Origin of the sequence: Lysinibacillus piscis (assembly GCF_026012395.1) — a bacterium.
Taxonomy (GTDB): Bacteria; Bacillota; Bacilli; order Bacillales_A; family Planococcaceae; genus Lysinibacillus; species Lysinibacillus piscis.
In genome coordinates this window covers 501196-526141 of sequence record NZ_BRZA01000002.1, presented here as the reverse complement: position 1 = coordinate 526141, position 24946 = coordinate 501196, and the positions used below count along the sequence as shown (strand labels likewise).

Annotated in this window: 27 protein-coding genes and 1 other annotated feature; of the genes, 10 read left to right on the top strand and 17 right to left on the bottom strand. The window is 37.6% G+C overall.

Annotated elements, in window-relative coordinates; translation table 11 throughout:
• The first annotated feature begins 14 nt into the window (after nt 1–14).
• Entirely contained in the window at nt 15–194 is a 180-nt protein-coding gene (locus OPF91_RS08950) for a DUF2759 domain-containing protein (protein WP_264988404.1), read from the top strand.
• A 101-nt stretch (nt 195–295) separates the two neighbouring features.
• On the opposite strand, the gene OPF91_RS08945 is transcribed toward OPF91_RS08950, so the two are convergent.
• Nucleotides 296–2191: an LTA synthase family protein gene (locus OPF91_RS08945; RefSeq protein WP_264988403.1), complete on the bottom strand. Its 1896-nt coding sequence runs from the start codon at nt 2189–2191 to the stop codon at nt 296–298.
• Nucleotides 2192–2831: 640 nt separating this feature from the next.
• On the opposite strand from OPF91_RS08945, the gene OPF91_RS08940 reads away from it, so the two are divergent.
• Nucleotides 2832–3800, top strand: coding sequence for a GGDEF domain-containing protein (locus tag OPF91_RS08940; protein ID WP_264988402.1), 969 nt, complete (start codon nt 2832–2834; stop codon nt 3798–3800).
• 66 nt (nt 3801–3866) lie between these two features.
• On the opposite strand, the gene OPF91_RS08935 is transcribed toward OPF91_RS08940, so the two are convergent.
• From OPF91_RS08935 to rpmG, 3 genes are all read right to left on the bottom strand, one after another.
• The gene (locus tag OPF91_RS08935) at nt 3867–4073 is read right to left on the bottom strand and encodes a YqgQ family protein (RefSeq protein WP_264988401.1); all 207 of its coding nucleotides are present in this window, start codon (nt 4071–4073) and stop codon (nt 3867–3869) included.
• Nucleotides 4066–4659 (bottom strand): 5-formyltetrahydrofolate cyclo-ligase, encoded by a 594-nt coding sequence (locus OPF91_RS08930; protein ID WP_264988400.1) that lies wholly within the window; start codon nt 4657–4659, stop codon nt 4066–4068. The genes OPF91_RS08935 and OPF91_RS08930 overlap by 8 nt, the downstream gene beginning before the upstream one ends.
• 72 nt (nt 4660–4731) lie before the next feature.
• Entirely contained in the window at nt 4732–4881 is a 150-nt protein-coding gene (gene rpmG / locus OPF91_RS08925; RefSeq protein ID WP_008408521.1) for a 50S ribosomal protein L33, read from the bottom strand.
• Between the two features lie 150 nt (nt 4882–5031).
• On the opposite strand from rpmG, the gene OPF91_RS08920 reads away from it, so the two are divergent.
• Both OPF91_RS08920 and OPF91_RS08915 read left to right on the top strand, forming a co-directional pair.
• Nucleotides 5032–5484 (top strand): hypothetical protein, encoded by a 453-nt coding sequence (locus OPF91_RS08920; RefSeq protein ID WP_264988399.1) that lies wholly within the window; start codon nt 5032–5034, stop codon nt 5482–5484.
• Between the two features lies 1 nt (nt 5485).
• Entirely contained in the window at nt 5486–5974 is a 489-nt protein-coding gene (locus OPF91_RS08915) for a hypothetical protein (RefSeq protein ID WP_264988398.1), read from the top strand.
• Between the two features lie 35 nt (nt 5975–6009).
• Here the strand turns inward: OPF91_RS08915 and OPF91_RS08910 are convergent, their stop codons facing one another.
• The 12 genes from OPF91_RS08910 to OPF91_RS08855 all read right to left on the bottom strand — a co-directional run bounded on the left by OPF91_RS08910 (nt 6010) and on the right by OPF91_RS08855 (nt 19780).
• Nucleotides 6010–6582: an anthranilate synthase component II gene (locus tag OPF91_RS08910; protein WP_264988397.1), complete on the bottom strand. Its 573-nt coding sequence runs from the start codon at nt 6580–6582 to the stop codon at nt 6010–6012.
• Complete coding sequence (trpE, locus tag OPF91_RS08905) at nt 6579–7964, bottom strand: anthranilate synthase component I (RefSeq protein WP_264988396.1); 1386 nt, start codon at nt 7962–7964, stop codon at nt 6579–6581. The genes OPF91_RS08910 and trpE overlap by 4 nt, the downstream gene beginning before the upstream one ends.
• Before the next feature lie 127 nt (nt 7965–8091).
• Nucleotides 8092–8304 (bottom strand) — a binding site (T-box leader).
• A 37-nt stretch (nt 8305–8341) separates the two neighbouring features.
• Nucleotides 8342–9406, bottom strand: a complete 1065-nt coding sequence (locus OPF91_RS08900) for a mechanosensitive ion channel family protein (RefSeq protein WP_264988395.1) — start codon at nt 9404–9406, stop codon at nt 8342–8344.
• 161 nt (nt 9407–9567) lie between these two features.
• Nucleotides 9568–10227, bottom strand: a complete 660-nt coding sequence (gene phoU, locus OPF91_RS08895) for a phosphate signaling complex protein PhoU (protein WP_264988394.1) — start codon at nt 10225–10227, stop codon at nt 9568–9570.
• A 13-nt stretch (nt 10228–10240) separates the two neighbouring features.
• Nucleotides 10241–11074 (bottom strand): phosphate ABC transporter ATP-binding protein PstB, encoded by an 834-nt coding sequence (pstB, locus tag OPF91_RS08890; RefSeq protein WP_264988393.1) that lies wholly within the window; start codon nt 11072–11074, stop codon nt 10241–10243.
• Between the two features lie 12 nt (nt 11075–11086).
• On the bottom strand, nt 11087–11965 hold the full coding sequence (gene pstA, locus OPF91_RS08885) for a phosphate ABC transporter permease PstA (protein WP_264988392.1): 879 nt from the start codon (nt 11963–11965) through the stop codon (nt 11087–11089).
• A 1-nt stretch (nt 11966) separates the two neighbouring features.
• Complete coding sequence (gene pstC / locus OPF91_RS08880; RefSeq protein ID WP_264988391.1) at nt 11967–12914, bottom strand: phosphate ABC transporter permease subunit PstC; 948 nt, start codon at nt 12912–12914, stop codon at nt 11967–11969.
• A 59-nt stretch (nt 12915–12973) separates the two neighbouring features.
• Nucleotides 12974–13951, bottom strand: coding sequence for a PstS family phosphate ABC transporter substrate-binding protein (locus tag OPF91_RS08875; RefSeq protein WP_264988390.1), 978 nt, complete (start codon nt 13949–13951; stop codon nt 12974–12976).
• Between the two features lie 482 nt (nt 13952–14433).
• Entirely contained in the window at nt 14434–16641 is a 2208-nt protein-coding gene (locus OPF91_RS08870) for a peptidoglycan D,D-transpeptidase FtsI family protein (protein ID WP_264988389.1), read from the bottom strand.
• 232 nt (nt 16642–16873) lie between these two features.
• Nucleotides 16874–17479: a superoxide dismutase gene (locus OPF91_RS08865; protein ID WP_264988388.1), complete on the bottom strand. Its 606-nt coding sequence runs from the start codon at nt 17477–17479 to the stop codon at nt 16874–16876.
• A gap of 127 nt (nt 17480–17606) precedes the next feature.
• On the bottom strand, nt 17607–18086 hold the full coding sequence (locus OPF91_RS08860) for a DUF456 domain-containing protein (protein WP_264988387.1): 480 nt from the start codon (nt 18084–18086) through the stop codon (nt 17607–17609).
• 65 nt (nt 18087–18151) lie between these two features.
• A complete protein-coding gene (locus OPF91_RS08855) occupies nt 18152–19780 on the bottom strand; it encodes a Na/Pi cotransporter family protein (protein ID WP_264988386.1) in 1629 nt (542 codons plus the stop codon).
• Between the two features lie 388 nt (nt 19781–20168).
• Between OPF91_RS08855 and OPF91_RS08850 the strand changes: the two genes are divergently transcribed.
• The 4 genes from OPF91_RS08850 (at nt 20169) to OPF91_RS08835 (ending at nt 23022) form a co-directional block, all read left to right on the top strand.
• Nucleotides 20169–20678 carry a DUF1189 family protein gene (locus OPF91_RS08850; RefSeq protein ID WP_264988385.1) on the top strand — a complete coding sequence of 170 codons (510 nt, stop codon included), beginning with the start codon at nt 20169–20171 and terminating at the stop codon, nt 20676–20678.
• Between the two features lie 54 nt (nt 20679–20732).
• Nucleotides 20733–21077, top strand: a complete 345-nt coding sequence (yqfZ, locus tag OPF91_RS08845; RefSeq protein WP_264988384.1) for a protein YqfZ — start codon at nt 20733–20735, stop codon at nt 21075–21077.
• 250 nt (nt 21078–21327) lie between these two features.
• Nucleotides 21328–22437, top strand: a complete 1110-nt coding sequence (ispG, locus tag OPF91_RS08840; protein ID WP_264988383.1) for a flavodoxin-dependent (E)-4-hydroxy-3-methylbut-2-enyl-diphosphate synthase — start codon at nt 21328–21330, stop codon at nt 22435–22437.
• A gap of 12 nt (nt 22438–22449) precedes the next feature.
• Nucleotides 22450–23022, top strand: coding sequence for a 5' nucleotidase, NT5C type (locus tag OPF91_RS08835; protein WP_264988382.1), 573 nt, complete (start codon nt 22450–22452; stop codon nt 23020–23022).
• 43 nt (nt 23023–23065) lie between these two features.
• On the opposite strand, the gene OPF91_RS08830 is transcribed toward OPF91_RS08835, so the two are convergent.
• Entirely contained in the window at nt 23066–23215 is a 150-nt protein-coding gene (locus OPF91_RS08830; RefSeq protein ID WP_264989157.1) for a hypothetical protein, read from the bottom strand.
• Between the two features lie 184 nt (nt 23216–23399).
• Between OPF91_RS08830 and OPF91_RS08825 the strand changes: the two genes are divergently transcribed.
• Both OPF91_RS08825 and OPF91_RS08820 read left to right on the top strand, forming a co-directional pair.
• Entirely contained in the window at nt 23400–23804 is a 405-nt protein-coding gene (locus OPF91_RS08825) for a hypothetical protein (RefSeq protein ID WP_264988381.1), read from the top strand.
• A 409-nt stretch (nt 23805–24213) separates the two neighbouring features.
• A complete protein-coding gene (locus tag OPF91_RS08820; protein ID WP_264988380.1) occupies nt 24214–24942 on the top strand; it encodes a metallophosphoesterase in 729 nt (242 codons plus the stop codon).
• Nucleotides 24943–24946 lie beyond the last annotated feature (4 nt).

Below are 24946 nucleotides of genomic sequence, written 5' to 3'. Positions count from 1 at the left end.
AGGAGTGTCTTTTAATGAACTTATTGATGGTTATTTTTGGTTTAGTAGCGATTTTAGCTGTAATTGGTACATTCCAAGCAATTAAAGAAAAGAACTTATTAAGCGTTGGTTTCAACCTATTAAGTGCACTTGTATTCGGTTGGTTTGTCATCATGACAGTTATCAACAGTGGATACCCACCAAAATTACACTAAGCGTACACGAAAAAGAGCAACTTCTCAAAGGAAGTTGCTCTTTTCCGTTTTCTTATAAATTCTATATAAAAAGACTCGCCCATTAAGCGAGTCTTTTTTCACTATTTCACAGCACCTTGCTTTAAGTTGCCTGTTTTTTCATCATAAAAGCGCAATAAGTCGCCATTGATAATCGCATCTGAATTTTCTAGCTCCATTGTAGCCTGTTCTGCATATGGCTGACAAGCTGCACCATCCATTTCTTCACCTGTCGCTTTATCATAGCACACTTCACCAGTGTAAACATACTTATCTGTTACAAAACGACCGTCACGGAAAATAACAAAGTTTTCATGTTCAGGTGAAAATAAATCTGCACCTAGCTGCATATCTTTTGATGTGTCTACGCCAAGAAGATGTAAAATAGTTGGGCGTAAATCCATTTGACCTGCAACCTCTGTCATCTCTTTTCCATCACCAGAGCCTGGAATATGGATAAATAAAGGTACTTCTTGTAACATAACTGTATCAAGTGGTGTAATGCTTTCTTTCCCTAAATACTGTGCCATCGCTTTGTTATGGTTTTCTGAAATACCATAGTGGTCACCATACATCACGATAATCGAATTATCATAAACACCTTGATCTTTTAAACTTTGGAAGAAAGTTTTCAGCGCCTCATCCATATAACGAACCGTTTGGAAATAACGATTTAATGTACCAGAGTTCGATGTATATTCTGGAATCATCACATCATCTGGGTCCAATGTAAATGGATAGTGATTTGTTAATGTAATTAAACGTGAATAGAATGGCTGTGGCATATCTTTCATCAATGCCGCTGATTGCTCTAAAAACGGTGTATCTTTCATACCCCAGTTAACTGCTTGCCCTTCTCCAACTTGATAAGAATCCACATCATAAAATTTCTCTACTTTTAATGACTTATACATCATATCACGATTCCAGAACGATTTATTATTAGGATGCATGACATTCGTAAAGTAGCCATTTTCGCCAAGGCGTTCAGCCATTGAGTTATATGTGTTACCACCGTGTGTAAAGAAGACTGCCCCACGTCCTAAACCAAATAAGGAGTTTTCCACAATAAATTCAGAATCAGACGTTTTCCCTAAACCTGTTTGGTGATAAAAGTTGCTGAAATAGTATGTGTCTTTATCTTGTGTTAAAGAATTCAAGAATGGTGTAATTTCATGTCCATCCATTTGATTATTAATCACAAAGTTTTGTAAAGATTCCATAGAAACGACAATTAAATTGCGTCCTTGATATTTTCCAAATAACTCTGGGTTCACGGCTGCTTGATTTGAGCGAATATAGTTGTTAACTTCCACTAATTCACTGCCATCTGCTAATGCACGCTGCGCAGATGATTTAGATTGAATATAAATATCATATAAATGATAGTTGTAAGTACCGATATTTTTGACAAGTAGCTCTCGGTCAAAGCTACGTGTTAATAGCTGTGGACGCTCTGTTTCCGCTAATCCTAAGTTTAAGAAAGTCATGGCAATCGCTAAGACGAAAAACGCACGACGGAATTCTACATTTACTTTTATAGCTTCTTTCATTTTAGGAATATAGCGTTTTGCTAAAATTAAAATGATAACATCCGCAAAGTATAGGACATCCCATGGCTCAATAATTGCTGTCACGGATGTGCCTAAATCCCCAAAATTACTTGTTTGGAACAATACTGGTAATGTAATAAAATCATTGTAAAAACGGTAGAATGCTACATTACCATAAACAATGACTGATAAAATCACACTCACTGTAATAATGTAACGATTTCTTCCTTTTGGCATTTTAAAGAATAATGATAGCCCGTAAATGAATAACAAGAAGCTCAATGGATTAATAAATAAAATAAATTGCTGCATAGCGTTCTCGATTTTCATATCAAAGCTAGTGTGGTAGACGATGACCGTTTTAATCCATGTTGCGATAATTGCCAATATCATAAATGAATGTTTAGGCCACTTGATTGATTTCATTCCTAACATCCTCTCCATCTCTTTTCTATCAAATATATTTTGGCATGCACATTTGCCAAAGATTAACCTCCATTTCGTTCGTAATGGATTACTAACGCAATAGAGGTACATTTAACAATCTATTTCTAAATCATCATATATCTTAATCCTTTTTTTACAAATAATCAACATATATATGCTGGAAATTAGTTGTTTTTGTGCGACCTAACTATATATACGTTTTAGTATGTAAAAAGTTTCTTAAAAAGAAGTAAAAAATAATCGAACAGATAATTTAAAATCATTTCATTATGAAATATCCATCTTAACTTTAATAAAATAATTTTATGTAATAGATTAGAAGTGATGCATTGTTAATAAATTTCAAAGAGCAATTAAAATTACTTCATTATGAAATATTTATCAAAAATTCATCTTAACTTTGATAAAGGAATTTTATATAATAAATTGGAGGTGATACATTATTAATAATCCTATTTTACATTTCAAAGAACAATTTTTTCATTATTTAACACAAAATAATATTATCAATGTCAAACGTGCAGCAATCATTGCGATTGTCTTAGAAATTTGCTTACTCGCTCGCAACATTTATTTTTACGGGATTACATTCCATTATTACATTCGATTTTATTTACTCATGTTAATAGCATCAGTCATTATTTTATTGGTCATTCGCAAAATTGAAGTGATACAAAACGAAGAAAAAAAATATCGGCTTGCCCATTATACGATGTTTGGTTATTATCTATTTGTTCTTCTTTGGGGCGTATCTGTCACACTTTTTGACCAATTATCGTATGGACATGTCACCGTTTATTTAACTAATTTATTCCTGACATCTACATTATTTATTGCAAGTCGTCGAACAACTTTCGTCTTACATATTATCCCTATTATCACGTTATTAACAGGCTTTATCTATCTTGTTCCAACTGGTAAAGCGTTGAGTGGTCATATAATCAATATTTCATTCTTTTGGATTTTTGCGATTCTCTTGACGAATACCCTACTTACGCAAATGGAAAAGATTTTCAAACAACGTCTTTTATTAAATGAACAAAATGAACAATTAAGACTGTTAAATCATAATTTAGAATTCTATGCCAACCGAGATCCTTTAACACAACTTGCCAATCGCTATCATCTTGAAACCTACTTAAATGAAAAGCTACGGGAGAAACAAACCGTATCTATTTTTATTTTCGATATTGATTCATTTAAAAGTTATAATGATTTTTATGGTCACCCTCAAGGCGATAAAGTATTGCAAGCTATCGGCCATGCATTGCATCATCTTGCAACAAAAAATCAACTATTTGCTTGTCGTCTAGGTGGAGAAGAATTTTTACTAATAGGCTTCCAACTAACTGTCGAGCAAACTGCTGAAATAGCTGAAGAAATTCGAGCAACTGTTGCTGAATTACAAATTCCACATGAAAAATCACCAACCAAGCCTTATGTAACAGCAAGTCTTGGTTATATACAAGCGAAAATCGAAACGATGCAACAATTTGATGAGTATGTGCAATTAGCTGATGAAGCACTTTATACAGCTAAACATAATGGTCGAAACCAAGTATATGGCTCGGCGCAAATTCTTGTATAAGTTTTGTATCAAAAAAGCGCCTTCAAGCACTGTTTTAGTACTTGAAGGCGCTTTTAACTTGGCATATTACTGATTTTCTTTCATTTGTAGCCTTGTTGTTTCTTGTCGAATCAACAATAATGCCATTTGATAATCTTTTATATCGAGTACATTGGCTTTATAAAGCTCACGGATTTCATCTTCCATCAGCATTAAATCGCCAATTGGATCACGTGTATAAATATAAGTGCCATATGTTTTTAATAGTTCATAAATATCTAACATTTTATCCATGTTGATTCACTCCTCGCTCTTTCACACAATCTATACGTTTTGTTGGTGTTATAATGATATCTACTGGATAATCATGTGCCTCTGTTGGTACTCGCTCATACAGTTGTTCATCAAATAGCAGTGAGAGTAGCTTCCCTCTTTCATAGTTACATAAATAGCGATCATAATAGCCACCACCATAACCAATGCGATAGCCAGATGAATCAAAGACAACACCTGGTACAATGATAACATCCAAATCGGCTGCATCTACAAGTTCACACAGTTCAGGTATTGGCTCACGCAACTGCATATACACCATTTCAAGCTGAGCAAATGATTCAATCTCGTAAAAGGACATTTGCTTTGTTTTGGCATGACATTTTGGCACTGCAACCCGTTTTCCTAATTGCCACAATGCTTCGATTAAATGCACTGTATCCACTTCTGGTTGATTCGAAATGGTTAATCCAATCATATTTCCTTCTATTATATATGGTTCCTGTAGCACCTTGTTAGCGATTACAAACGATTGACTACGGTAATTCTCTGCACTTATTGTCGCTAAACGAGTTTGTACTTCCTTGCGCATCATTGCTTTGTCCATCGTTACCACTACCTCCAAAACTTTGAGAATGTAAAAAGCCAAAACCACAAGTGGCTTTGGCTTAATGAGCGATTACTTCGTTTCACGGTGAAGAGTGTATTTCTTTTCACGAGAACAATATTTTTTAAGTTCAAGACGCTCTGGATTGTTACGCTTGTTCTTTTTAGAAATGTAGTTACGTTCGCCGCAGTCTGTGCAAGCTAAAGTAATATTTACACGCATCATTAACCCTCCCACTCTAAATCAAGAATTAAAAATTGAGCATGATTTATACGACTAATTTATTATAACATAAACTGAAAAAAAATCTACCTTCATTTCATATTAAGTTTGCATATGGTAAAATACTTTATAACTACATAACATAATGGGGTGAAACGATTGGATTTATCCATCATATTAATGGGCATTGGCGTTTTTTTCATCTTGCTATCATTCTTTGTGAAAGATAAAACGAAGAAAGTCGAACAAGACCTTGAAGAGCTATCTATCTCTCTTTTCCAAGAAACACATAATTTAAAACGTCGCTTAAAAATCGTAGAAGAGGAATTATTAGTTGAACCTGAATTTCAAGTAACGACTCCATCGACAAATAAACAAACTGTGTCTAATCAAAAAATTCAACAAGTGATGCAGGCTGTTCAACAAGCGACACAAGCACCGAAAGTAAACAAAGCAATGTCAAATTCAAAACCGATTCATCAAATTATTATTAGTCAAGTGCTTGAATTACATAAACAAGGTTTGTCCATAGCTGATATCAGCATTCGCTCCAATTTAACAGAAGAGCAAGTACGACAAGTGATTGCTGACGGAGGTCGATAATATGAATAAATCCTCGCTTCGTGCATTTGGCATAGCCCTATTTCTTGTAGGAGCACTTATCACGCTTGCACAACGTTTTGATATCAATATTGGCTTACCCGCTACCGCTGTCACGAAGACGGACGATAGTGCAAAGTGGCAAAAGCGGCTTCAGCAAGCACAAGAAGAAATCGCTTCATTACAAAAACAACTCAGCCAGGAATCCTCAACCGAGGTAGAAACAGAAACACCGGAAGAGGCATCTACTGATAGCGAAAATACCACAACAGAGGATGTCAATATGATGACCTTGCAAATTTATAGTGGCATGACACCATATACAGTGGCACAAAAGCTAGAAGTTGGAGGTATTATTGACAATGCTGTTGAAATGGAGCTATTGCTTGCCAATCCACGCTATGCTCGTAGCCTACAAATCGGCTTTTATGATATCAATTCAGCGATGTCTTTAGAAGAAATTGCTCGATTAATTACAGGTAAAAAACAATAAGTTAAGGGGGTATCTATCTCGATACCCCCTTTCCCTTATGCTAAATTGGCTAAAAAGGCTTGAATCATTTGTGCACCTGTTGCTGTACCAATAGATTCAGGATGGAATTGCAAGCCATATACAGGATATTGCTTATGCTGAATCGCCATAATCTCACCATCATCACTAGAGGTAGCTACAATTGAAAAATCCTCATGCAGCGTGCTTGGCTCAATGATTAATGAATGGTATCGCATGACTTCAATCTCTCCTTCTAACTGAGCAAACATTCCCTCTTGACGATACGTTAATGTCGATAGTTTACCATGCATAATGTGATTGGCCTGCACAATTTTCCCACCAAATGCTTGCCCAATCGATTGATGCCCAAGACAAATACCTAGAATCGGAAATTTCGTATATAAATTCTTCACAACATCAACTGTAATGCCTGCCTCATCAGGTGTTCCTGGCCCTGGCGATAAAATAATAGCTTCTGGCTGCATCGCCTCAATTTCTGCGATCGTATATTCATCATTGCGTACAACTTGCACTTCTTTTCCGAGCATACTAATTTGTTGAAATAAATTATAGGTAAATGAATCATAATTATCGATTAATACAATCATTTTTTTACCTCCAATAGCGCACGGGCTTTATTTAATGTTTCTTCATATTCAGATAATGGAACGGAATCATAAACAATTCCCGCACCCGCTTGCACATGCGCATAACCATCCTTCACAATCATAGTACGAATAGCTAGTGCCAAATCCATATCACCTGTGACAGAAATATAGCCGACCGCTCCTGCATATACGCCACGCTTCACAGGCTCTAAACCATTAATTAATTGCATCGCACGAATTTTTGGTGCACCTGATACAGTGCCTGCTGGTAAACAAGCACGCAATACATCTAATACATGTAAATCATCACGCAATTCACCACTAACCTCTGATACGATGTGCATGACATATTTATAACGCTCTACCTTCATATATTTTTCTAGTTTGACAGTGCCTATTTTCGCAATGCGTCCAATATCATTGCGCCCTAAGTCCACTAACATACGATGCTCCGCTATTTCCTTTTCATCCTGCAATAACTGTGCCTCTATTTGTTGGTCTTGTTCAGGTGTTTTTCCTCTTGGCTTTGTCCCTGCAATCGGGTTCGTCGTTACAACACGATCCTTTACCTTTACTAAACTTTCAGGAGATGTTCCTAAAATCGTATATGTGCCATAATCCATATAAAACATATAAGGAGAAGGATTTGATGTCCGTAGCTGACGATATAAGGCAAACGGATTATCTGTAAAAGGTGATGTAAAGCGCTGTGATAGCACGATTTGAAAAATATCGCCTTGACGAATATGGCGTTTCGCCTGCTCCACCATCTCCATAAATACGTCTTTTTCAATCATTGGCTGAAAATGAAGTGAATTCAATGACATCATTTCAAATGTTGAACCGCGTTGAAGTTGTGCCTCCATTTCTGTAATTGCGAGCTCCATTGCCTCTGCTGTGCGTCCTTCGTGAAATAAATCAATCGTTGCCAATGTGACCTCTTGCTTTAAATGATCGAACACGATAAATGTATCGTAGAAAAACACATGTACATCAGGCATTGCTAAAGGATCTTGCAAATACGCACCGATTTTCTCTGTATAAAAGGCTGTTTCGTAGCCAAAATAGCCAATTGCGCCACCAAAAAAGGCAAATGGATAGTTTTCTTGATGTGTTGGCATTATTTGTTGTAGTTTCATCAGCACATGACTATGAACAAGTTCTTCTTTACCATCCTTACAAAATGTATAATGCTGCTCGTCACCCTTCAATTCCGCAACAGGATTGAAGGCAATAAATGAATAACGCCCACTTTCCTCGTGCTTAGCTGATGATTCAAATAACATTTTATGTGTACCTGTTAAGGATTGATAGACCGAAATGGGCGTCATCATATCCCCTTGTAATACTTTCATCCTAAACTTCCTCAGCTCAACTGTCATACAATTCTCTCCTCTACTCATCAATATGCCTCAGCATTATCGTACTAAGCTAAAATAAAGTGAACCTTCAATCGGTGGGGATCTTACAGTCTGTTAATACGAGATAAAAAAAAGGCCTTCCCGTCACAAAAAGGACGGAAAAGCCGTGGTACCACCTTCATTGGTCTTTTTTTATCAAGACCCACTTCATGCCTGTTAACGTTGGCTCACGCTAATCCCTACTACTCGTTCAGGATTAGAGCTCCGAAGTCCATTCACTATTTCTTTGCACTAGTTTCCACCACCCACTAGCTCTCTTTAGCAAATACGAATAGCTACTACTCTTCATCAAAGCTGTTGACTCTTTCATTGTAAAATAAAAAATCATACAATTCAAATTATTTTTTCAAACGACTTTCTTCTTCTAATTCCACTAAGCGAATCGAAAATTCATCTAGAATTGGACGGATGGCAAATAAAATATCTTGTTTGACAGCTAGCATCACAGCCGTGTCATTGGTCGTCACATAAAAACGAACAAGTATACGATAAGCTGTTGCCTGTAAATCATCAATAAAAACATGGATAAGCTCTTTTTCCGTTTGCTTATGTAGAGCAATCACTTTATGAATCGCACTCAACGCATTGCGTAATTGCTCCTCATTACTATCAACCGCTACATGGAAAAATTGCTCACATTTCCGCTTCTCCCTTTTCGCTAAATTATAAATAGGGCGATTGACTAAATAGGCATTTGGTACATATACAAGTCCCTTATCGCTCGTTTGAATCAGTGTGCTTCGTAAATTAATATCTTCAATAATCCCTTCAATTTTTTGATCCTCTGTCGCAATCCAGTCACCAATTTGAAAAGGATTATCGAGTGCCACTGACATCCCACCAAATACATGACCGAGTGTATCTCGAATACCAAAGGCAATTGCCACACCTGTCAGCCCAATACCTGTTAAAAACCCATTGAGGTTAAAATTCCAAAATGAAGCAATGGTAAACATAGCCAAGAGCATCACAATCACTTTGCCAATGCGTAAGAAAAATGGCAATAAAACATTTGGTTTCTCATCACCTTCTAAAGCTAATGGCTGCTTCGTATAAAAATGCAACACATCATAGACACCTTTAAAGGCAAAAAAGACAATAATGGACCAAACAAAATTTTTTGTTGCTACATGTGTTAATATGGGCACTTTTATCAAAATCGTCATAGCCACTGCCACGACAATCGTCATAAAAGCATAGCGAATCGCCTTATCAAATTGTGATAAGACAACTGCTTGGAAATAACGTTGTCTATTCTTTAAAAATGTGACGTTTTTCACCATAATCCATTTAAATATAAAATGCTGGATGAGCCAGCCTACTATACAAATGAGCGCTACTAACGTCATATCCACCCATGTCGGAATTGATAATTGCGCCCATTGTTTTTGCAATAACTCCATATCATTCTCCTCTTACTGTATCCGTTGTATCGCTTCATTTATCGTACCGTTAAATGATTTTTTTGACAATCTATTAGACGCCATTTCCACTCACATTGTTGCTAGTCCATTACACTTTACTGAAGCAAACAAAAAAAGAGCCTTTTTCAGCTCTTCTTTCGTTAATTATTTAATTCGTAATGCTTCCCTTTAATGAGGTAAAATAAATGTTCTGCAATGTTTGTTGCGTGGTCTGCTGAACGCTCTAAATAACGACAAACAAACGTTAAGTGCGTAATTTGCGAAATATGTGCTGGATCCTCAGCGCCTGCACGAAGCAATAAAGTAATCGTTGCCCCATATAAATCATCAATATAATCATCAAGCTCCGCAATTTCTTTAGCACGGACTGTATCCTCTTCCGTGAAAGCTGTAATAATATTTTCTAGCATCTCCACTGTTTTATTGCACATCGTTTGAATGTTTGTCAGTGGGAATACAATCGGCTCTTTGCCAATACGAATGGCTTCTTTTGCAATATTGACTGCATAATCACCCACTCGCTCCATATCCGCTGCTGCTTTTACTAACACCATTAGTCTGCGTAAATCAGTCGCTACAGGTTGCTGTTTAGCAATCATTAAAATGACATGATCATTAATGGCCTCTTCTAGACGATTAATAATTAAATCATCCTCTAAAATTTTAAGTGCTTTCTCTAAATCTTGCTCCATTAAAGCCTCAAAGCTTATTTTTAATGCTTGAATACTACAGTTTGCTAACTCAACAAATTGCTGTTGTACTTCTTGTAATTCTTGTTCAAAGCGTTCACGTACTACCATTTATCGTTCCTCCTTAACCAAATCGTCCTGAAATATAATCTTCTGTACGTTGATCATTTGGTGTTTGGAAAATGATATCCGTTTGATCATATTCAACAACCTCACCGTTTAAGAAAAACGCTGTACGGTCAGAAATACGTGCTGCTTGTTGCATGTTATGTGTCACAATAACAATCGAATAATCTTTTTTCAGCTCTTGTACAAGCTCTTCTACTTTTAATGTCGAGATTGGATCCAGTGCAGATGTTGGTTCATCCATTAAAATCACATCTGGTTCAATTGCTAAACATCGTGCCATACAAATACGTTGTTGCTGACCACCTGATAAACCATACGCATTTTGATTCAGACGATCCTTTACTTCGTCCCAAATCGCTGCACCACGTAATGATTTCTCTACGATTTCATCTAAAATCTTTTTATTTTTAATACCATGGATACGTGGTCCATACGCAATATTATCATAAATCGATTTTGGGAAAGGATTCGGCTTTTGGAATACCATCCCTACACGTGTACGCAACTCCTCTACAGTGTAGTTTTTATCTAAAATATTGCGCTCACGATATAAGATTTCACCAGATGTACGCACACTCGGTACAAGCTCTACCATACGATTTAATGTTTTTAAATACGTCGATTTCCCACAGCCAGAAGGCCCAATAATCGCTGTTACTTCATTTTCATAGACACTTAAATTAATGTCCTTTAAACCATGATGATCCCCGTACCATAAATTAAGATTACGTGTATCATACACAATATTTTTTGCCACTTCAGTAGATGGTTGCCCTACTGTTTGCTTCACTTTATTTGCTAATTTTTCTTCTTTAAAATTGACCACCATATATGCACCTCATTAATAACGTTTTTGGAATTTATTACGGATAAAGATTGCGATGGAATTCATCAATAACAGCACGACCATTAATACTAAAATCCCTGCTGCTGCTACATATTGGAATGCCTCTTGTGGACGTTTTGCCCAATCATAAATTTGCATCGGTAATGCTGTAAATTGACTTAATAAGCTGTTCGGTAAAAACTGCAGGATAACAGGAATACCAATAACAACAAGTGGCGCTGTTTCTCCAATCGCACGAGATAATGCTAAAATACTACCCGTTAAAATACCAGGAATCGCCGCTGGTAGTACAACACGTAAAATAGTTTGCCATTTCGTTGCTCCCATACCATAAGAGGCTTCACGCTGCTCATTTGGTACAGCACGGATGGCTTCTTGTGCCGCCACAATAATGACAGGTAAAATTAGCAAACTCATTGTAAAACCAGCTGCTAATACACTTTTTCCTAAACCTAACATACGCACAAAAATCGTTAATCCTAGTAAACCAAAAACAATAGAAGGTACACCCGCTAAATTCGAGATGTTCATACGAATAAAGTCATTTAATTTATTTTTTTTTGCATATTCTTCTAAATACACAGCTGTTCCAACGCCCAAAATAATGGAAACAGGTGCAACAACAGCCATTAACCATAATGATCCAATAAGGGCTGCTTTAATTCCCGCTTTATTGGCAAAGCGTGAAGCGAAATTCGTTAGAAAATCGAATGTTAAATAGCCTGCACCTTGTGATACGATGCGATACAATAAAATAGCTAACGCTACTAATGCAAATGCTGTAGCAGCAAAAAATAATGATTTCCATACTTTATTAAATGTAATACGCTTTGCCATGCGTTTCATGACAACGGCATCGTCCATATAACGCATACTAATAAACCTCCCTGAAGCGTTTTGAAATATATTGAGCAAGTAAATTCATTGCTAATGTAAAGATAAATAATGTGAATCCTACAGAGTAGATGGAATAGTAGATTGTTGTCCCATAACCTGCGTCACCAGAAGATACTTGGACAATATATGCCGTCATCGTTTGGATAGAATCGGTCACATTGAAATTAAATTTCGGTGTCGCACCACCTGCTAACGATACAATCATTGTTTCACCAATTGCACGAGAAACGGCTAATACCACAGAAGAGATAATACCTGACAATGCTGCTGGTAGTACTACTTTAATCGCTACTTCAAATTTTGTTGCGCCTAACGCTAATGCACCTTCACGCATACTATTAGGAACAGATGACATCGCATCTTCTGATAAGGATGTAATCATTGGTAAAATCATCACACCGACAACAATACCTGGGCTTAATGCGTTAAATAATTTTAAGCTAGGCACTAATTCTTGTAACAATGGTGTGACAAATGTTAATGCAAAGAAGCCATAAACAATGGTTGGTACTCCTGCTAATACTTCCAAAACAGGTTTCACAATACGTCTTGTTTTTTCATTGGCATATTCACTTAAGAAAATAGCTGAGCCAATCCCAAATGGTACTGCTACAATCGTGGCAATCAATGTAACCTTCAATGTCCCTGCAATCAATGCCCAAATTCCAAATAACTGCTCTTTTCCAGAGAAGGGCAACCATTCTGTACCAAATAGAAAATCTGTAATGGATACACGTTTAAAAAATTCAAACGTTTCAAAAATAAGGGTGAAAACAATGCCAAATGTTGTTAAAATCGAAAGTACTGCTGCAGAAAATAATAGAGTTGGCATGGCTTTTTCCACTATTTTCTTTGTTTTATGATTGCGTGAATTTGCAATTAATTGTTGGACAGAAGATGTCTTTTGCTCTTTTTGGGAAACCATGGGATACTCCTTTCAAATTAAGCGGGGGAAGAGTACAAAGCTCTTCCCCCTGTAACTACTTATTTTAAGCCTTCTAAAGTTGTTAATGCTTCTTGATATTTTTCTTCTGGTAGTGCTACATATCCAACTGCATCGGCCATAGCGCCTGCATTTTCAATTGTATATTTGATGAAGTCATATGCTGCTGCATTGTCTTTCATTGCACTATTTTTCACATATGTGAATAGTGGACGTGAAAGTGGTTTATATTCGCCAGATTGAATTGTATCACCTGTTGGTTCAACACCGTCTATTTTCACAATCGCTAATTTATCTTTATTTTCTAGGTAGTATGCATAACCGAAGAAACCAATCGCATTTTTATCACCTGCAACACCTTGTACCAGCATGTTGTCATCTTCTGATAATGTCGCTGTTTTCGCTAAATCTGCACCATCTAAAATCACTTCATCAAAGTAATCATAAGTACCTGAGTCAGTACCTGGTGAATAGAAGACGATTTTTTCTGCTGGCCATGATGGGTCGATATCAGACCATTTTTTCTCTGTGCCATCTTCAATCCAAATTTTCTTTAATTGGTCTACTGTTAAGTCTTTTGCCCAATCATTTTCAGGATTCACAACAACAGATAAACCATCATATGCTAAAGCAAGTTCTGTAAAAGCAATTCCTGCTTCGTCTAATTTTGCTTTTTCTTCATCTTTAATTGGACGAGAAGCATTCGAGAAGTCTGTCTCACCTGCGATGAATTTTTCAAAACCACCACCAGTACCAGAAACACCTACTGATACTTTTACATCTGGTTGAGCTCCTGCGTACTCTTCAACAACTGCTTCAATGATTGGTGCTACTGTTGATGAACCATCACCTGCAACCGCTCCTTGCAGTTTTTTGTCAGCAGATTCTTGTCCTGCAGTTTCTTGCGTGCTAGTGTCTCCAGTGCTACCATTTTGTGTAGCATCATCTTTGCCACATGCACCAAGCATTAATGCTGAACCCATTACCGCTGTCATCGTTAAGTACTTCCACTTTTTCATTTCATTTGCCTCCGTCACTTACTGTTTTTATATTGTTTTGCCTTACAAGTATTACTATAGTGACTGAATGTTGATATCGTATGAACTGTTTGTAAATTTAGTGTAAATGAGTGTAACACTTTGTAAATCGATGTAAATACACCTTTACATAGTACGACAAAATCGCTTCGCTTTCGCACAGAAAAACCTCTACTACATCAAAATCAATTACGCCCCAGCGTAATTGCGTCTGGATTTTTTTCGAGTTCACTCGAAAAAGCTCCTCTTCCAAATCCATGACATCCGCTGGGGCTTTTATCTTGATTCAGTGGGTGTCCAAACGCCCACTGAATGGCGTAAAAACTGGCATTCTTCCCCTCCCTATTGAGGAAGGGTCTTCTGTATCTGACGCTTCACTTTCGATACAAAACCATTTGCTGAATCAAGATAAAAAACTGCACACCCATCATTAGATTGCTCTAATAATAGATGTGCAGTTTATATTATTCTGACTGATCTTCGCCAATTTTATCTTTCGTAATTGCTGGTAAAATCGGTTGTACCACATTACTATCGGTCACTTTTTCAGCAGCATACTTTGCCTTTAATTCATAATATTTATCGACTGCTCGTCTCGCAATATCATTATTATTCGTAAAATGCTTGCTAAAATTCGTGTCTGCCCATGGAATCACAACCGCATAGGCAATTTCTGGATTTTCATATGGCGCAAAGCCCACATGTGTTAAATTAATCGTATCTGTCCCGTAACGTTCTCGCAATGGCCCATAATAAACTACCTCGGCTGTACCTGTTTTCCCTGCCGCTGTATATGGTGCATCAGCAAATTGCTTTCTGGCTGTACCATTAGAGCCTGTATACACACGACGCATCCCTTGCTTAATATAATCAATTTCTGCTGGTGTATTATCAATATGATTTAAAATCGTCGGTCCAATCTCCGTCACCAGTTGGCCTAGCTGCTGCCCATCCTGTGATGGCTTTCGCACCTCCTTGACGATATGTGGTTGAATACGATAGCCACCATTGGCAATTGTTGAAATATATTGTGCCAATTGTAATGGTGTATATGTATCATACTGACCAATCGCTAAGTCAAGTGCTTTACCACCCATTGTTGGACCTGATTCCCCCTGCACCCCACTAAATTCATTGGGCAAATCAATACCTGTTTTCACACCTAAGCCAAATTGTGCATAGGAGCTACGCATCTTTTGGAATGTATCATCTTTTAAGCGCAAAGGCATGTTATAGCTATATGGTGTACCGTTGACAAGCAACGCTGTTTTAAACATATAAACGTTGGAAGATTGCTCTAATGCTCGTAACCCATCCATTGTAATATAGCCACCCTTGTTGTTAAAGATAGAAGACTTAACAGGCGTATTCAATAAATGAATCGATTCATCTCCAAATACAGTATTTGGCTTGATGACTCCCTGTTGATAGCCCATTAACATCGTCGCCCCCTTTACCGCAGAGCCTGACTCATAAGCTGTTGTAAATGCACCATAAGCATAATCAACAATTTCATTTTTCCCTGTTTTCTCATTCTTCTCGATTTTTTTACCGACTATCGATAGAATATCGCCTGTATGTGGCTCCATCATTATTAAGAAAGCACGGTCTAATAGTGGAGAGCCCGATGCTGCCTTTAATTTCAGCAGTTCATCTTCCACAATTTTTTCCGTTTCAGCCGTTAGCTCGCTATCTAATGTGAGAATTAAATCTTTTCCTGGCTCGCCCTCATAGGTTGTCACCGTATCAACGACTTGCCCCCTTTTATTTGTAATATTTTTGACAACCGTTTTTTGCCCCTGCAATAATTCCTCGTATTGGGCTTCAATATAACTTTCACCCACACGATCATTGCGAGAGTAATCACGTGCTAAATAATAATGTAAATTTTCTTTTGGAATCCCTTTAATCGGCAATGTGGTACGACCTAAAATGGATAACGCTGATAATTTCACACGTTTCCAGTCTGTTGTCGTATTGACACCTGGTAGCTCCGTTAAACGCTCCGACACACGTGCAAATTCGTCATCAGACACATTTTCACTTTTAATAATTTGTGGCGATAAATTATAGCCTGAAGCCATTTCTCGATAAATCGCTAATACTTCTAAATCCGCATCCGTTAGTTGCAAAAGCTCTTCATTGGTAATTCGTGAGCGTACAATGGTATCAATTTCACGATTAATTTCACTCGTCGTAATCTTTTCCTTTTTTCGAATTTTAGTTTCTTCTGCGTCTGTTATCTTTTCATAAGCTGCATCATGATTTTTCAATATCCAAAAATCTTGCTTATCTCGTAGTGTTACACGATTGATTGGTTGTTCGATAAGCTGTGCTAGCTTTTCCGCTATATCTACCATTTCATCTATTTTCGTTGTCTGCATTTTTGTATACGTAATGGCGTTTTCAGGGGAATTATCCACTAAAATACGGCCATATCGATCATACATGCGACCTCTTGGTACACTTGTATTCACAGGCACTTCTTCTCGCTCTAAAATACGCATTGCATAATCCGCGCCATTTACAATTTGCATATAGCCTAATCGAAAAATTAATAATGAAAATATCACGAATATAGCAAAGAAAAGGACATTCATCCGAAATGTTAAATTAGCTTGTTGCTTTGCTTTAACACTCGTCGCGCGATTTTTCCCCGTCACTTTGCGCATCTACAGCCCCTCCTTACTTCACGACAATATTACACGGTACTTAGTATACCATTTGCAGGTATGACAGAAAAGCATACTCTTCTGAAATACTATCTATGTGACGGTATTTTATTAGAAAAGTTGCGCTACTATATATAAACACAAAAAAGTGGAGGTATAGAGAAAATCTTTCATTCCTCCATATCTCCACTAAAATTTGCAGGTGGTTATTGCGCCACTTTTGCAACAGCCATTATTTTGCTGCTTGGAATTTAGCTTCTACTACGTCCCAGTTTACAACGTTCCAGAATGCACCAATGTAGTCTGGACGACGGTTTTGGTAGTTTAAGTAGTAAGCATGCTCCCATACGTCTAATCCAAGGATAGGTGTTTTGCCTTCCATTACTGGTGAGTCTTGGTTTGGTGTAGAAGTAACAGCTACGCCATCACCATCAACGATTAACCAAGCCCAGCCTGAACCGAAACGAGTTGTTGCTGCTTTTGCAAACTCTTCTTTGAAAGCATCGAAAGAACCGAATTTTGCATCGATTGCTGCCGCTACTTCGCCAACAGGTGTGTTAGAACCGCCTGGTGTGATTACTTCCCAGAATAATGTATGGTTTGCATGTCCGCCACCATTGTTACGTACTGCTGTTTGCTTGTCAGCTGGTAGTGCATCAAGATTTGCGATTAATTCATTCACATCTTTATCTGCAAATTCTGTGCCTTCTAATGCTGCATTCACGTTTGTGATATACGTTTGGTGATGTTTTGTGTGGTGGATCTCCATTGTTTTTGCATCGATATGTGGTTCTAATGCGTCATAAGCGTAAGTTAATTGTGGTAATACATAAGCCATTGTTAAGTTCCTCCCTAAAATTAAAGAAATAATTAGTACATCTTTAGAGTATCAAAATTGGTCAAGCCATTCAACGAAAAATACTTCAATTCCATGATTTCAGCCTTTTGACCGAGTATAGCACTCATTAAACTACGATAAAGAATACAATAATCATCACGATTTGGAGAATGCCCTTCGTCACTGTAGACGTTAAAAAACCAACTAATGAGCCAATCCCGCTTTTGACTGCTTCTTTCCATGTGCGACGCTCCACCAACAGTTCACCAATCACTGCACCTAAAAATGGCCCGATTAAAATACCCGCCACTGGAATAACAAATGGTCCGATTAATAAACCAATCGTACTACCCCACATTCCTGCATTTGTGCCGCCGAACTTTTTAATCCCGAAAGCATTAGCTACAGTATCTGCACCAAATAATAACACAACAAATAAAATTTCAATCACCCAAAACCACCAGCTTAAATCGGCAAATGAGAAAAACAGCCCATAGACAATAAAGCCTCCGAGTAAAAACAATACCCCTGGAATAATCGGGTACACTAAAGCAATAAACGAAATAACAAAACAAGCAATGACAAGCAACCAGCCGATAATCTCCATATGAAACGCTCCCTTATCAAATCATACTCTCTATACGACCGTTCCATATAAAAAGTTTCAATCTCTTACTGACGAGTGCCTAAAATGGAATCTGCTATGTTAACAGCATGATCTCCTATACGCTCCAAGTTACTCACAATATCTGTATAGACAACACCCGCTGCCCCACTACATTCTTCTGCATTCAACCGAGCAATATGTTTTTGTCTTAGCTTGCCCTCCATATCATCAATTAAGCTCTCTAATTCTGTGACCTCTTGTGCCAAGCTCAAACTTGCTGTATCCAAAGCCTCTATACTTTTTCTTACCGCTTCAATGGCTAGACTAAACATACCAATTAAATCTTGTCTTGCAGATTTACTTAAATACACCTCATGATGCTCTTTATATTGCAGTAACTCCAAAATATTTTCAAAATGATCGCCAATTCGCTCAATATCACGTACATTCGTTAACAATGTATGATGTCGAATAGAATCTGCTCGTGATAGTGGTTGCTTAGAAACCATCACTAAATAATTTGTAATTTCTTCATCTAAATGATTGAGCGCTCCTTCTAATTGGATGACGGTTGGAATATGGAATGCCTCCCCTGTCTTCATATACAAGAAGGTTTCCTCCAACCCTCGCAAGGCATGTGCGCCCATATGCAAGACCTCTTCCTTTGCTTGTCCTAAAGCAATCGCTGGTGAGGAGTCAATAAAGGACGGATCTAAATGCTTTGCGGTGACATCAATGCGTCCATCATGTCCTGGCAATATTTTTGTAACAAGTATTGTTAGCCCTGTAATGAATGGCAATTGGATCAATGTATTAAAGGTGTTAAATGAGCCATGTGCTAAAGCAATTTGCATACGTGGCTCTAAATGGAGTACACGGCTGAGCCATTCTATATATTGGATAAAAGGTGTAAACAATAGCATGAAAATAATCGTGCCAATCACATTAAATAATACATGTATGGCGGCAGCTCGTTTCGCATAAATAGATGCACCAATCGAGGCAATAACGGCTGTAATGGTTGTGCCAATATTTTCACCAAATAATACAGGCAGTGCACTTGTCAGATCAATCAATTGCTCTGCATACAATCCTTGTAAAACGCCTACTGTCGCTGTTGAGCTTTGAACAAGCAATGTGAAAATGGTACCTAAGAAAATGCCGATCACAGGCTGATTGCTTAAATGCACCATTAATGATGGTACATTTGCTAGTTGATGAAGGGACTGCATACTATTACTCATTAATTCAAGTCCTAAAAATAAGCCTCCAAAGCCAAAGACAATTTGTCCAATATGATGGTATATTGATTTTTTAAAGAAAAATAATAATGCTGCACCTAACGCTAAAAATGGATAAAAATAAATACCGATATCAATACCAATAATAAATGCTGTCACGGTTGTACCGATATTAGCTCCCATAATGACGCCAATCGCTTGACGCAATGTTAGAAAGCCTGCACTCACTAAGCCAACTGTAATCACTGTGGTGGCTGAGCTTGATTGAATACATACCGTGACAATAATCCCTATTAACACGCCCATTAACGGATTCGTTGTAAAACGGCTTAACCATTCACGCAATCGGTCATCCGCTGATTTTTGTAGTCCCTCTCCCATAAATTTAATGGAAAATAGAAAGACACCTAAACCGCCCAAAAATTGAAATAGTATATTCTGCCAGTCTATCATTTGTTGTTTTCTCTCCAATTCCTACTTCTCTACTCTTAATATTTCATCATTGTATAGAAAAAGTAAAGAAAAGCCTGTACTTCTTTACATAAAATTAACATTTTAGATGATATCAAATAGGAAAGCAAGGCGTTGATTTCCGTTTTGGCAGTGCACTTTGTTGCTGTCGCTTCGCTTTCGCACAGAAAAAACCTTTGTTGCTGTCGCTTCGCTTTCGCACAGAAAAAACCTTTGTTGCTGTCGCTTCGCTTTCGCACAGAAAAAACCTTTGTTGCTGTCGCTTCGCTTTCGGATAGAACAACATTTTCATTATACTTGCTACAATTTCAAGCATTTACATAGCTATCTCCTCCATTCATGCTAAAATAACGAATGGAGGAGAGATTTGATGAAACATTCACAACTTTTTATTGATAGTTTACTACACCCTAAAAAACTAGCAGCTTATCGTTTACTACCTATAGGAAAAGTCATTCAATATACGTTTCTACTTATCACAATCGTCACGGTATTCTCTTTTGGCCGTTTTATAGCAGGTGTGCCTGTCGATTCCTTTAATATGAGTGGCTTTGAAGACTATTTAGACGGTATTAAATGGGTGCTCTACCCTGTTACATTCATCATGCTTTTTGTGTTTACTACCATGCTCATTTTTGCGCAAATCGCCCTCTATGCTTTGGCAGGCTTATTCACATTAAAGGTGATGAAGCGCCGTGGGGAGTATCGTCATATTTGGCGTACCACAACATTTGCGATGACATGGGCTGTATTGCTGACAATGCTAGCAGATTATGTGCCCATTAACAGCGTGATTATCTCTGTTTTTTCTTTTTTATTAACGATGACACTCGTAATCATCGCCTTTACAAAATACCCAAAACAACCAATGGCAAAATAATCCGCATGAATTCCCTCTCCTATCCATATAGTGTAAAAAAGGAGGGGGATTTCTTTGCGTGCATTTCTCTTAACAGCTATTATTGTCATCATTGCTTTTGTTATTAAAGTAGATTTAACAGAGGGCTCACTGCAATTCACCAACTTTTATACTGAAAAAACAAAGCAGCTCCAATGTGAGCAACAACAGGAGCCCGATTATATTTCGATTCAAACGATGCAGGACGATACGATTCATAGCTTATTTGCGTTACACCCTGCTAAAGAGCCTATGACCTTCCCTGAACGCTTACAATTATTTTATAAATTAAATCCGCATTTACAATTACAGGCGCTTACTGCTGGTGAAAATATTAAACTACCATTATCTTTTCCACAGCAGAATCAATGTGAAAATTGAAAAGTTAATGTTTCTGCCTTGTCCTTATTTTCGTACACTGCTAAAATAAGTGTCAGTGCAGAGATTGTCGAAAAGACTTTTCAGACAATCCCTTTGTAATGAGGACGATGGTGTGTCATACAACCACCGCAGGAGCACTGCTGTTGCGAAAGCAAGTCAGCCATATTTAACAGACTATGATGATAGGAAACATAGAGCTATTGAGAGCGTTTTAAGCGTTCAATCGTCTCTAAAAAGGAGAGAAAATGAAATGAGTGAGATTTGTCACCGTTCAAATACACGTCCTGTACGTGTCGGAAACTTAACAATTGGTGGTAGTAATGAATTATTCATTCAAAGTATGTGTACAACAAAAACACATGATGTCGAAGCAACAGTAGCAGAAATTTTGCGCCTTGAGGAAGCAGGCTGCCAGCTTGTACGTGTAGCTGTACCAGATGAACGTGCAGCTGATGCCATTGCAGAAATCAAAAAACGTATCCATATTCCATTAGTAGCAGATATTCATTTTGACTATAAATTAGCATTAAAAGCAATCGAAAATGGCATTGATAAAGTGCGTATTAATCCAGGTAATATTGGGCGTCGTGAGAAAGTCGAAGCAGTTGTCAATGCCGCTAAAGCAAAAGGAATTCCAATTCGAATTGGTGTAAATGCAGGGTCATTGGAGCGTCATATTTTAGAAAAGTATGGCTATCCAACAGCAGATGGTATGGTCGAATCTGCCTTACACCATATTAAAATTTTAGAAGACCTTGATTTCCACGATATTATCGTGTCCATGAAAGCATCGGATGTCAATTTAGCGATTGAAGCCTATGAAAAAGCGTCAAAGGCATTCACTTATCCATTGCATTTAGGTATTACGGAATCAGGGACATTGTTTGCAGGAACGGTAAAATCAGCGGCTGGTTTAGGTGCTATTTTATCAAAGGGTATCGGGAATACATTACGTATTTCATTATCTGCTGACCCTGTGGAAGAAATCAAAGTAGCCCGTGAGCTATTGAAATCATTTGGTCTTGCCTCTAACATGGCGACACTCATTTCTTGTCCAACATGTGGACGTATTGAAATCGATTTAATCTCGATTGCCAATGAAGTAGAGGAATATATTTCAAAGTTAAGTGTGCCATTAAAGGTAGCGGTTCTTGGCTGTGCAGTAAATGGTCCTGGGGAAGCACGCGAAGCAGATATTGGTATTGCGGGTGCACGTGGAGAAGGCTTGCTCTTTATGAAGGGCAAAACTGTACGTAAAGTACCAGAGGAGACAATGGTAGAAGAGTTGAAGAAGGAAATTGATAAATTAGCGGCAGAGATGTTGGAGCAACGTGAAGCTGAGGAAGCCGCACAAGCATAGGAGGTTTTATGAATGACAAAGCCTCGTTTTGGTATTGATATTGATGGCACAGTCACATGTCCAGCCACATTGATTCCACACATTAACAAGCAATATAATGTAAATATTACACTTGATGATGTTTGTGAATATGATTTTTTATCAGCTTTTCCATACCCTGTAGACCGTGCTGCCTTTCAAACATGGTTTCAGGAAAATGAGCCCTATATGTATGCTGTATCGGAAGTGGCACAGGATGCACAGACCATTTTAAATACATGGAAAAATGACTATGAGCTTTATTATATTTCAGCACGTGGGGAAAATGTAACAGATGTCACAATGAATTGGTTCCATACGCAAGAAATTCCTTACGACCATATTGAGTTAATTGGCAGTCATGATAAATTAGCTATCGCCCAAAAATATGATGTAGATGCTTTTTTTGAGGACAAACATGATAATGCGGTGATGCTTGCAGAAGAGCTACAAATTCCTGTTGTACTATTTGACACACCTTATAATCGCCTAACTTGCCCTGACAATGTGGTACGTGTTTATAATTGGCAAGAGGCAAATCAATTTATTACAAAGCATTTTAAATAAATCAAAGTCGTGTTGGGAAACTAACACGACTTTTTATATCACTTTACATGTCCACTATTCCTCGTAACCACCGCTTCACAAATTGCTCAAATGTAATTCCATAGTTCTCATAAATAGCATGGTAGACAAAATAAATACCTAAGCGATCCAATAATTCATCATTAATTTTCAGCTTAAATCGCTCCTCTCTCACGGCTATTAATACGCCATATAATCAATGTACGTTCATGTGCCTACCATTATGCTATAGAATTTTCATCGCCTCCGTGAAGGGTGCACAAAGAAAATGCGTATCTTCCTTGTTCCATATTCCATCTTTAGACAACTATCGGTATAATATAAGCATTATGACTTTATTTTTTAGGAGGGGTTGTCTTATGAAACTATTTAAGCTCTATCATTCAGAAGGTATTCATATTATTACAGATGTAAAGAGACATAAAACCAATCTTGAACTACAGACAATCACAGGTGAAATTCTTCATATCATTGTGATAACAGATGAAAATTATACGGTATATGACGATCGTTTTGCAGGTGCTTCTAAACAATTAAACTCCATTGAAGCATTTGATATTGATGGTAGCTTCCGTAGCTTAGATTTTGACCATATGCGGACACTGTTTCAAAAAGCCTTCTCCAAACTACTTGAAGAAATTGCGGTTTGTGTAAATGACAAGGATGCCCTTGTCGATATCGATACACTTCGCCATAAAGTGAGCGCTGAAATTAAAGGCATTCATTTCCGTGTTATTTCAGATACAAAAAAATACGAAATTTAACTAAAAGAAGCGCATGCAATCAAATGAACAGATTGCATGCGCTTTTCAGCTTGACCGTATTTCTGTAAATTCCCGAAAATAAGTGAAGTGGAATAACTTTTTCTTATTACTGAATAGCTTGGACTCCTCGATGCTATAAATGTCTGTAATTCTTCGTGGATAAAATCTAAAGCGATATCTTTTAAAATAATGGAACCTCGCTATCACATATTTATCAATTTTTAATCAGCTCTTATTTAACCTCTATAGATATATAAGAAATTTCATTAATCTTGTGACACTTCTATGAGAGCAATACTGTTTATATCGTCAGTTGTTCATACTAATAAGTGAGAATAGTCGAATTTTGGCACAGTATTCTTTATACTAAAAATAGTATTTGTTTTTCTACTAGAAAGGATGCTGCTGTATGAGGAGAATTCTAGCCATCAGTGATATACACGGCGAACTAGAGCTATTTGAGGAACTATTAGTAAAAGTCAACTATGACGCTGCACAAGACCAATTATTTTTACTCGGAGATTATGTAGACCGTGGCCCTGCTGTCAGTGGTGTGCTCAATTTAGTCAGTGAGCTCCGAACACAGGGGGCACGTGTATTGCTTGGAAATCATGAAGCCATTATGTTACGTGCTTGTCGCTCAGGTCAAATGCAACCTTGGCAGCATTGGGTTGGTCTATGTGGTGGTGAGGCCACACTCGCTAGCTACGGTTACCAATTAGCTGATTTTGATGAAGCGATACAACAAAATACTTTACCAGATTTCATTCAATCATTACCGAAATTAGAGGAGCACTTACAATTACTCGAAACATTTGAGCTCTATATTGAATTGGATGATGCGATTTTTGTCCACGGTGGCGTTGTACCTGATCTAACACTTGAGGAAACGGACCCACTTCGTTTATTGTGGATTCGTGAAGAATTTCATCATGGCTATCATGGTGAAAAAACCGTCATTTTCGGCCATACTCCAACCTATCGACTACACCAAGACCCTACAAACTATAGTGTTTATATGGGCGACAATCGCATTATTGGCATTGATGGTGGTGCTGTATTTGGTGGTCAGCTTCATGCCTTGGAATGGCCTAGCTGTCAGGTCATTTCTGTACAAAAGCCAACAAGCACCCCCTAAATGC